Origin of the sequence: Sphingomonas sp., from assembly GCF_031372575.1 — a bacterium.
Lineage (GTDB): Bacteria > Pseudomonadota > Alphaproteobacteria > Sphingomonadales > Sphingomonadaceae > Sphingomicrobium.
This window is the reverse complement of the sequence record NZ_JANMLM010000064.1, coordinates 1-8,746: the sequence shown is the minus strand read 5'-3', so window position 1 is coordinate 8,746 and position 8,746 is coordinate 1. Positions and strand designations below refer to the sequence as shown.

9 protein-coding genes are annotated in these 8,746 nt (G+C 63.6%); 4 read left to right on the top strand and 5 right to left on the bottom strand.

Annotation, left to right across the window (positions count from 1 at the left end; translation table 11 throughout):
- The first annotated feature begins 26 nt into the window (after positions 1-26).
- Complete coding sequence (locus RMN73_RS06240) at positions 27-692, top strand: glutathione S-transferase family protein (RefSeq protein WP_309602460.1); 666 nt, start codon at positions 27-29, stop codon at positions 690-692.
- Here the strand turns inward: RMN73_RS06240 and RMN73_RS06235 are convergent.
- Positions 689-1,141 (bottom strand): cupin domain-containing protein, encoded by a 453-nt coding sequence (locus RMN73_RS06235; RefSeq protein WP_309602459.1) that lies wholly within the window; start codon positions 1,139-1,141, stop codon positions 689-691. The genes RMN73_RS06240 and RMN73_RS06235 overlap by 4 nt on opposite strands.
- Positions 1,142-1,174: 33 nt before the next feature.
- On the opposite strand from RMN73_RS06235, the gene dapE reads away from it, so the two are divergent.
- Positions 1,175-2,296, top strand: coding sequence for a succinyl-diaminopimelate desuccinylase (gene dapE, locus RMN73_RS06230; RefSeq protein WP_405051542.1), 1,122 nt, complete (start codon positions 1,175-1,177; stop codon positions 2,294-2,296).
- Here the strand turns inward: dapE and RMN73_RS06225 are convergent.
- From RMN73_RS06225 to RMN73_RS06210, 4 genes are all read right to left on the bottom strand, one after another.
- The gene (locus RMN73_RS06225) at positions 2,293-3,969 is read right to left on the bottom strand and encodes an EAL domain-containing protein (RefSeq protein ID WP_309602457.1); all 1,677 of its coding nucleotides are present in this window, start codon (positions 3,967-3,969) and stop codon (positions 2,293-2,295) included. The two genes, dapE and RMN73_RS06225, sit on opposite strands and share 4 nt — an antisense overlap.
- 96 nt (positions 3,970-4,065) lie before the next feature.
- On the bottom strand, positions 4,066-4,602 hold the full coding sequence (locus RMN73_RS06220) for a Smr/MutS family protein (RefSeq protein ID WP_309602456.1): 537 nt from the start codon (positions 4,600-4,602) through the stop codon (positions 4,066-4,068).
- Entirely contained in the window at positions 4,583-5,770 is a 1,188-nt protein-coding gene (locus RMN73_RS06215; protein WP_309602455.1) for a murein transglycosylase A, read from the bottom strand. Before RMN73_RS06215 ends, RMN73_RS06220 begins: the two co-directional genes overlap by 20 nt.
- Positions 5,767-6,417, bottom strand: a complete 651-nt coding sequence (locus tag RMN73_RS06210) for a Tim44/TimA family putative adaptor protein (protein ID WP_309602454.1) — start codon at positions 6,415-6,417, stop codon at positions 5,767-5,769. The genes RMN73_RS06215 and RMN73_RS06210 overlap by 4 nt, the downstream gene beginning before the upstream one ends.
- A gap of 184 nt (positions 6,418-6,601) precedes the next feature.
- On the opposite strand from RMN73_RS06210, the gene secB reads away from it, so the two are divergent.
- Positions 6,602-7,177, top strand: coding sequence for a protein-export chaperone SecB (secB, locus tag RMN73_RS06205; RefSeq protein WP_309602453.1), 576 nt, complete (start codon positions 6,602-6,604; stop codon positions 7,175-7,177).
- On the top strand, positions 7,174-8,718 hold the full coding sequence (murJ, locus tag RMN73_RS06200) for a murein biosynthesis integral membrane protein MurJ (protein WP_309602452.1): 1,545 nt from the start codon (positions 7,174-7,176) through the stop codon (positions 8,716-8,718). The genes secB and murJ overlap by 4 nt, the downstream gene beginning before the upstream one ends.
- Positions 8,719-8,746 lie beyond the last annotated feature (28 nt).

The following is an 8,746-nucleotide window of genomic DNA, read 5'->3' as shown; positions in this document are numbered from 1 at the left end:
ACCGCGATTTTGGAGGCCGTGACATCCTGAAACTGATCATCGGCAATCGCGCTTATTCCAGCTGGTCGATGCGCGGCTGGCTGGCGTGCAAGCAATCGGGACTTGAGTTCGAAGAATTGGTGGTGCCGCTGTTCGGCGAGGAGTGGGAGAAGCACCGCGAAGGCGACGAGTTTGCTCCCTCTCTCGGCAAGGTACCGATCCTGTGGGACGGCGATTGTGTCGTCTGGGACAGTTTGGCGATCATTGAATTCCTTGCCGACCGCGTAGGCCGCGAAAAATATTGGCCCGAAGACGAAAGCGCGCGCGGCATGGCGCGATCGATGGCCGCCGAGATGCATTCGGGATTTTCCAACCTCCGCCGCGAGTTGCCGATGAACGTCCGTCGCAATTACGGTGAAACCGTGCTGTCCCCCGAAGTCGAAGCCGAGATCATTCGCATCCTCAACCTGTGGGCCCAAGCCCGCGCGCGCTTCGCCACCGGCGGCGACTATCTGTTCGGTACCTGGTGCGCGGCAGACATCATGTTCGCCCCCGTCGTCACACGTTTTGTAACCTATGGCGTCAAGATCCCGCCGTTCGCCGCCGCGTACATGGAAGCCGTCCTCCACCGCGGCGACGTGGTCGAATGGATCGAGATGGCGCAGGACGAACCGTGGGTGATCGAACAATATGAGGGCGAGACAAAGGCCTAAACCGCGCCGCCGTCCTTCCGAGTGTAGTGTTCCTTGCCCATGTTCCACCGCAAGTCGACGTCGGGATAGTGGCAATCGCCCTCGCCTTGCGCATTGTCGATCGCGACGAAGGTGCAGGGCATGTCCGAGCGGTTGATCAGATGATGACCGTTGGCGACGTCCGCCGCGAAGGTCGCGATATCGCCGGGGCGCAGCATCGTCTCGCCGTCATCTTCAACCAGCACGGCGTCACCGTCGAGCATGATCACGATTTCGTCGATTCCTTCATGCCAATGCCGCTGGCTCGACCAGCCGCCGGGTTCGAGGGTGCACTGGGACATCCCCAACCGAGTCAGTCCACTCGCCGCGCCGACCCGGCGATAGCGCCGCGCCGCGACATCGCTGGCATAGGGCTCGGGATAGCCGGTTGCATTGGTTTCCTCGATGCGTGAAAGATCGACTTTCGGCACGGCCCGCTCCTTGCTAGTCCAGCGCCCATGACCATGATCGATCCGATTGAATTGGCCAAGCGGCTGATCGCCTGCCCGAGCATCACGCCTGCCGGAAGCCGGGTGTTCGACCAGCTCGAGGAAGCGTTGCTGCCGCTCGGGTTCGACGTGCATCGGTTCGTCACTGGCGAAGCGCCTGACGGCCCGGTCGAGAATCTGGTCGCGATCCGCGGCAGCGGGAGCCCGCATTTCGGGTTCGCCGGTCATCTCGACGTGGTCCCGCCGGGCGACGGCTGGGCGAGCGATCCGTTTGCGCCATTGATCGAGGGCGGACGGCTAATCGGGCGCGGGGCAAACGACATGAAGAGCGCAATCGCCGCCTTTGCCGCCGCCGCGAGCCGGGTTCCCGAGCATCGCGGCACGCTGTCTTTCCTGATCACCGGCGACGAGGAAGGCCCGGCAATGTTCGGCACCCCGGCGATCATCGACTGGCTGGCCGAACATGCGCTCAAACCCGACATGATCCTGATCGGCGAGCCGACCAGCGAGGCGGCGCTTGGCGACACGATCAAGATCGGTCGGCGCGGGTCGGTCAATTTGTGGATCACCGTCCCGGGTACACAAGGGCATGTCGCTTACCCGCACCGCGCCGACAATCCGATCGGGAAGCTGGCGCGAATCGTCGCCGCGCTCGACGCATTGGTGCTCGACGAAGGCAATGCCAGCTTCCCGCCGTCGAACCTGGAATTCACCGACATCGGCTGTCCGCCCGGCGCGACTAATCTCATCCCCGGCGGCGCGACTGCGCGGCTAAACATCCGCTTCAATAATTTGCAGCGCGGCGCCGACCTGGTGCGGATGGTCGAGGCTGTGGTCGAACGCGAAGCACCCGGCGCGAGCGTCGTCGCAAAGATCAGCGGCGAGGCTTTCCTAACCCCGCCCGGTCAACTTTACGACCTGGTCGTTTCGGCAATCGAGGATGAAACCGGGATCAAGCCGGCGCTTTCGACCGGCGGCGGCACATCTGACGGCCGCTTCCTGATCGCGCTTTGTCCGGTGGTCGATTTCGGCCTGCCCAATGCGAGCATGCACAAGGTAGGCGAGTCGGCGGCGGTGGCGGATATCGAGACGCTGGCGAACATCTATCAGCGGGTGATCGAGCGGGCTCTAACCTAAGCGACCGAACGGCGACCGTCAGCATTGCTGATCCAAGCTTCGAAATCATCTTCATACATTGGCTCGGCGAAGACATAGCCCTGGACCGTGTCGCAGCCCATCGCGCGGAGGATGTCGGCCTGCGCGCTATTCTCGACCGATTCGGCCACGATCTCGCAATCGATGCCCTTGATCAGATGGACAACAGCCTGAACGACGACCCGCGCTTTTTCGCTGGTCTCGATATCGGCGATCAGTTGCTGGTCCAGCTTGACCCGGTCGAGCGGCATCGAGCGCAGCCGCGCCAGGTTCGAATAACCGGTGCCGAAATCGTCGATTGCGATCGATGCGCCCTCGGCGCGGAGTGCGGCGATCTCGGCCAATTCATGCTCGCTGCACTGCATTGCGGCGGTCTCGGTGAATTCGAGTTCGACCATCGATAGCGGCACGTCCTGTGCGGCGAAGGCGTGGCGCAGACGGGTGAAAAAATCGATCCGATCGAGCTGGCGCGGGCTGATGTTGAACGCCAGGCGGCGATCGATCCCCTGGCGACGCCAGCCGCTCAGGATCAGCGCGACCTGGTCCATCACCCAATCGCCAATCTCGCCGATCATGCCGGTCTGTTCGGCAATCGAGATGAAGGTCGACGGCGCCCGTACCCCGTCACGCGGGTGAAGCCAGCGGAGCAACGCCTCGACGCCAGTGGTCTCGCCCGTCGTCAGGCTCATCTGTGGCTGCAGCACGAGCCGCAACTGGCCGCGCGGGACGACATCGGTAAGCGCGTTTTCGGTTTCAATGCGGAGCTGATGCTCCTTAGCCAATTCGTCGCTGAACAGGCAATGCTGCCCGCCGCCACGAGCCTTGGCACGATACATTGCAAGATCGGCGGCGCGCATCAAAGATTCAACGGTCGAGCCATGATCGGGTGACACCGCGACCCCGATCGACGCCCCGATATCGATGCTGTGGCCCTGAAGCTCGAACGATTCGGACACTGCCAGCGCGATACGCCGGGCGATCATCTCGATCTCGGCGAGCCCTTCGATCTGCGGGAAGAACATTGTGAATTCATCGCCCGCGAGACGTGCGAGTAGCGGTCGAGGCAGTTGGCTGTCACCGATTTCGGCTGTCACCACGACCCGCAGGCGGTTGGCGACCATCACCAGCAACTGGTCGCCGCGTGCATGGCCAAGGCAATCGTTGACAGCCTTGAACCGGTCGAGATCGATAAACAGCATCGCCGAGCGGCTGCCATTGGCAGTGCTCAGCAACTTGTCGGCCTCGGACCGGAAATGGAGACGGTTAGGAAGCGAGGTTACCGGATCGTACATCCCCAGCGCGTGGGCATTTTCGATCGACGCCCGAACTTCTTCGAACAAGGTATCGACGGCGGCCGCGAGCTTGGGGTTCGATTCGCGCAGAATCGCGGGGGCGGGCGAGGTCAGGTCGCCTTCTTCCACGGCGAGCAGGCGCTCGGCCAGCGCGGTCAGTGATCGGGCGCTCTCGCTGTTCGGTCGCTCCGAGGCGACGTAGCTGATCAGCAAACAAAACGTCCCGGCGACAAGCGAAGCGACGATCTGCGTGTCGAGTTCGGTAATGTAGAGAAAAGCGACCAGCGAAAACACGAACGAGGCTACCCCTGCCGCACCGGACAGGAGGACGTTGCTGAATTTCTGGGCATTGCCGTCGTTCATTTACCGCGCCGAAACTTTCGATCCTGGGCGGTCTACCCCGCCGTCCACAGCGATGCGATTAAACGGTCGGGGTTAAAATTGCGTCGAGCGGGAAGGTTAACGCCGCAAAATCAGGTACAGGCTGCCGCCCCCGCCGTGGCGACGATGCGCCTGGCGAACCGCAGCGATCCGGCTCGAATGGCGCGACACCGTCAGCCAATCGTTAACTGCCGCACGGATCCGGCCGCGCTCGACCGGCGGATCGCCTGCCCGCGCGTGGCCGGTAATCAACAGCAACACCCGCTCACCGCGCTGAATCGCGGTTTCCAGGCTGCGGTCGATCGCCTCCCACGCCTGGTCGAGATTATGACCGTGCAGGTCGAGAATTCGGTCAGGCTCGACCGTGCCACCCTTCAATCGCCGATCCCACCCACCATCAAGCGTGTTCTGAATCACCCGACGCGGTGGCGGTGGAGGAGGGACCCGGCGTGGCGGCGGAGCCGTCGCTATTGGCTTTGCCGGAGCCGCTGCCGCCCTTGTCTCGGGCGGCAACGCGGCGGCCTTTTCCTGCGCGATCGGCGTGCGCGATAGCGGCCGGATCGACGCGGTTACCTTGGCCCACAGATCGGCTTCGTCAGGGGTTAGGATGCGCACCGCTCAATGCTTGCACATTTATACCGCGCGGCACCAGCACCCAGGCACGGCCCGATGCGCTCATTCCGCCGGCGATGGCTTTGGCGGCGGCCCCGGCCCCCCAGAAGGTATCGACCCGATTGGCGCCCTTGATCGCTCCGCCGACGTCCTGCGCGATCCATAATCCATTGGCTTCGGGCCGGTCGAGCTCGAGCAATACTGGCGCGCCGAGCGGTATGAATTTCGGATCGGCCGCAATCGACGCCCGCGCCGTCACCGGCAAGCCGAGCGATCCGAGCGGGCCCGCACCAACCACTTCCCTAAAGAAGACGTAGCTTGGATTTTCGCGCATCAGCGCCTTGCCCTCGACCGGATGAGCGCGAATCCACTCGACAATCCCGGCCATCGTCGCGCCGCCGGTGGGCAGCAGATTGCGCTGGCGGAGCAGCCGACCGATCGCGACATAATCGCGGCCATTTTGCCCCGCATAACCGATCCGCATCACCCCGCCATCGGGCAAGGCAAGCCGCCCCGATCCCTGCACTTCGAGGAAGAACAGCTCGACCGGGTCGGCGGCCCACGCAATCTCCAAGCCGCGCCCCGCAATCGCGCCATCTTCGATCGCCGCGCGGTCGGGGTAAGCAACGCATTGCCCGGTCGGATCGATCATCCCGCGCCCGCTGACGCCGTCGGCACTGGTGCATTTCACGAGGTCGGTCGGAAGCCCGTAGACCGGCACTTCATAACCCGGCTGGCGGGTGCGGCTGCCGCGAATCTCGGGCTCGAAATAGCCGGTCGAAAAGGCCTTGCCGTCACCGACACGAAGCCAGGCGAAGCGCGTCTGGAAGAACGATACAGCGCTTCCCTGCGTAAGGCGTGCAGCCTCGGCGCATAACGGGGCCCAATCCGCCGCTTGGGTCAGGCCCGACGAATCGACCCGCTTGACCAATACCGGGCACGATAATCGAAAGGCGGCCAGCGCGCGCTCGGCAGTGGCGGCATCAATCGCTCGCGGCGGCTCGGCGATGATGCCCGCCGCAGCAGCATTGGATGGCGGCGCAGGCACCGGAACCGGGACCGGCTGGACTGACGGCGGCAGATTGACCGGCGGCGGTGCGGGCCGCTGGGTAGCGCAACCGGCGAGCAAGAGCGCAGCGGCCAAGCCGAACGCGCGCGGGAACAGCCTCATTCTTCTTCGTCGGTCTCGATCAGCAGCCAGTTGGGATCGCGCGATTTCAGATCGCGGCGGAACGTCCAGCGCTCGCGGGTCTGGACCGCATCGCTCATCGATCCGGCAACTACCTCGCCATCCTTGTTGCGGGTGACGGCGGCTATATCGGCTTCGAACCGCACCGTGACCTCGGCTGCGCCTTGCTCCATCCCGGCCTCGACGATTACCGGCGGATCGATCGCGACCAGCCGGTTATCGAGCGTCTGTCCATCGGCCTCGCGCTGCTTCACCGCACCGGCAAAGCTGTCGTAGACATGGCTGTCGGTATGCGGACGGATCGTATCGAGCTCGCCCTTCCAATACGCCTCGAGGATCATCCGATAGGCTGCGCTCGCCCCTTCGAGGAAGCGCGCGACATCGAATGAAGGATCGGCCGACAAAATCTGCCTGACCCCCGGCCCGGCGGTCGGCAGATAGGCCAAATCACCATTATCGGTGATCGCACCGGCCTCGCGAGCAGCGGCGACCTTGGGTTGTTCGACCCGATTATCGGGGTCGGCGGGTTTGAGGATCGGCTGCTCATGACCGGTGCGCTCACCGAGCACCGAATATAAGCGAAGGCCGACAAACAAGGCGACGAGGGCAAGAATGACAATTGCGGTCAAGATTCGGATCCGTTCCTTTGGAGTCCTAACATAAGACGCTTAACGCCCGGATTCAAAGGGCGCTCCATCATGCCGTGCGCCATTGCGCCCGAAAAGCGCGGCTGCTAGGCGCGCGGCACCTCTTTTTTGCACCGTATCGAGCGCGTGCAACCGCCCAACCAGCTGACTATAAGGACTTGATTTCATGGCCGACGAGACCCCGATCATCCCCACCCAGGAGCCCGGACCCGACGGCGAGCCCCAAGCCACCGCGATTGCTCAATATATCAAGGATTTATCGGTCGAGAGCCCCAATGCGCCGAATGTTTTCCAGTGGCAGGTCCAGCCACAGGTCGACGTCCAGTTCAACATCAACGTCGAGCGTATCGCCGACGAAGTTCATGAAGTGACGCTGCGGATCAATGTTTCGGCCAAGTCCGACCAGGGCCCGCACTTCCTCGTCGACCTGAGCTATGCCGGACTATTCGGGCTGCGCAATTTCCCCGATGAGGCTTTGGCGCCCTTCATGCTGGTCGATGCGCCGCAGTTGATTTTCCCGTTCGCTCGCCAGGTGGTCGCCGAGGCGGTGCAGAACGCCGGCTTCCCGCCACTGCTGCTCGAGCCGATCGATTTCGGCCGCGCGTTCGTCGCCCAGATGGAAGCACAAGCCGAAACTGCGCTCCCCAATGGATCGGGCGACGCCGCCCCGCTGCCGGCCGGGTTCGACCCTGCGCTGAGCGACGATAGCGGCCCCGCCGACCCGGCCCCGTCCAAGGAATGAATCTCTACAAGGCGATCGGGTCGATCGGCGGGCTGACCATGGTCAGCCGGGTACTCGGCTTTGTGCGCGACATGATCGGTAGCCGGATGCTCGGCGCAAGCAATGCCAATGATGCGTTCAACCTCGCCTTCCTGCTGCCCAATATCTTCCGCCGATTGTTTGCGGAAGGGGCATTCTCGGCGGGGTTCGTGCCCTTGTTCTCGCGCCGCCTGCAATCGGGTGGGCATGAGGATGCCGAGGCCTTCTCGAACGAGATCTTGTCGGTGTTCATGCCCGCCTTGCTGCTGGTCACGATCGTGTTTGAAATCTTCATGCCCGGGATCATGGTGCTGGTTGCCGGCGAATATCAGAAGGTGCCGGGAAAGCTTGAGCTGGCGACCGAACTGACCCGCTGGACCTTCCCGTACCTGCTATTCATCAGCCTCGTCGCCTTGCTCTCGGGCGTGCTCAACTCGCTCACCAAATTCGCCATCGCGGCCTTCGCCCCGGCCTTGCTCAACGTCGCGCTGATTGTCGCGCTTCTGGTCTCGCCGCCCGACAAGATCGAGACCGTCCGCCTGATGTCGATCGCGGTGCTGGTCGGCGGCATCTTCCAGTTCGCATTGTGCTGGATCGCGGTTCGCCGCGCCGGGGTGCGGCTCCGCTTCGGTCGCCCGCGCATGACGCCTGCCGTGCGCGAACTGGTGGTGCTGATCCTGCCCGCCACGATCGCCGCCGGCGTCTATCAGATCAGCCAATTATTCTACGCTTATTTCTCGACCCGCCTGGGCGAAGGCGCGCTGACCAATTTGAGCTATGCCGACCGTCTCAACCAATTGCCGCTGTCGATCATCGGCACCGCGCTTGGGGTCGCGATCCTGCCGTCGATCAGCCAGGCGATCGCCCGCGATGACGAGGTCGAGGCCGCCGACGTCCAGGCCCGCGCGTTCGACCTGTCGATGCTGCTCACCCTCCCCGCGACGCTCGCGCTGGCGGTGGCTGCAGGGCCGATCATCGGCGCGCTCTACCAGGGCGGCGAATATAGCGTCGAAAGCGCGCGCATCACCGGCAACATCCTCGCCATCCTCGTCACCGGCCTGCCCGCCTACGTGCTGGTCAAGGTGCTGACCCCGGCGTTCTATGCGCGCAAGGACGTCAAGACCCCGGTCCGAATCGCGATGAGCGTGCTTGGCCTTGGGGTGGTCGCCAATTTCCTGCTGATCCCGGTGATGGGGATTTACGCACTCGCGACCGTCACCTCGGCCAGCGCGTGGATCAATTTCGGCCTGCTGTTCGGGATTCTCTATTATCGCGGCCACTTTCGGATGCCCGCCTGGCTGGTTAGCCGAGTCATTCGCCAATTCATCGCCGCCGCCGCAATGGGGGCCGCGCTCTACGCCATCAACCGCGCCATCGGCGGGATGTTCTTCGGCAGCATCGTCGATCGGATCATCGGGCTCGGCGCATTGGTCGGAACCGGCGCGCTAGTCTATTTTGCGGTTGCCTGGGCGATCGGCGGGATCGACCGTGAGGCGATCATGATCCTGCTCCGCAAGAAATAGGTCACCGACTGTTGCGCGTCGTCTCCGG

Excerpts from the sequence above, each read along its gene's own strand:
- dapE (WP_405051542.1), top strand. The coding sequence starts at position 1,175 with ATGATCGATCCGATTGAATTGGCCAAGCGGCTGATCGCCTGCCCGAGC.
- secB (WP_309602453.1), top strand. The coding sequence starts at position 6,602 with ATGGCCGACGAGACCCCGATCATCCCCACCCAGGAGCCCGGACCCGAC.
- RMN73_RS06225 (WP_309602457.1), bottom strand. The coding sequence starts at position 3,969 with ATGAACGACGGCAATGCCCAGAAATTCAGCAACGTCCTCCTGTCCGGT.
- RMN73_RS06215 (WP_309602455.1), bottom strand. The coding sequence starts at position 5,770 with ATGAGGCTGTTCCCGCGCGCGTTCGGCTTGGCCGCTGCGCTCTTGCTC.
- murJ (WP_309602452.1), top strand. The coding sequence starts at position 7,174 with ATGAATCTCTACAAGGCGATCGGGTCGATCGGCGGGCTGACCATGGTC.